Source organism: Mesorhizobium sp. M4A.F.Ca.ET.050.02.1.1, assembly GCF_003997725.1.
Taxonomy (GTDB): domain Bacteria; phylum Pseudomonadota; class Alphaproteobacteria; order Rhizobiales; family Rhizobiaceae; genus Mesorhizobium.
In genome coordinates, this window is record NZ_RZSG01001461.1 from 1 (window position 1) to 537 (window position 537).

Annotated in this window: 1 pseudogene; it reads right to left on the reverse strand. The window is 64.8% G+C overall.

The annotated features are described in order from the left end of the window. Window positions 1-429 (reverse strand): annotated as a pseudogene (locus tag EOA33_RS38140) (pilus assembly protein); the annotation flags it as partial. Between the last annotated feature and the right edge of the window lie 108 nt (window positions 430-537).

Genomic DNA, 537 nt, shown 5'->3' on the forward strand with positions numbered 1-537 from the left:
GAAAGACGCGTACTGATGCTCGAGCGGCGTTCCGCAGGTGAGATTGGCGCTTGGTGGCGAAAGGCCGGAAGTGCCGCCGACCGTCGAGACGCATGCCGCCGAGACCAGGGCGGAGCCACCTCTGCTGACGGCATCGGACGCGTCGGAGTTCGCGGCGATCACGCAACTGCTCATCGAGACATTGGTCGAGCCTTGCAGGCTCACCGCTGAAGACACATGCGGATCGAGCGCCAGCACGCAGGCCTGTGCACCCGGGTTCATCTTGACCTTGGCCGAGCGGTTGGCCTGCCACGAGGCCGCGCCGCTGAGGAAGCTTGGCCGGCTGATGCTGGACGAAAGCGAGATGTAATAGGCGCTCGGGCTCCCACTGGCGGCTGCCGAAAAGGCGGAGACGCTGCCTGAATATTCCTGCTGGTCGGCGGCGCTCATGTTGGCCGCAAAAAATGTCAGCCCAAGCGACTGGACGTCACCGGCTGTCATCCCGGCTGAGTACTTCGTGGCGACGGCAAGCCCGGCCGCGTCCAGCGAGTTCTGCAA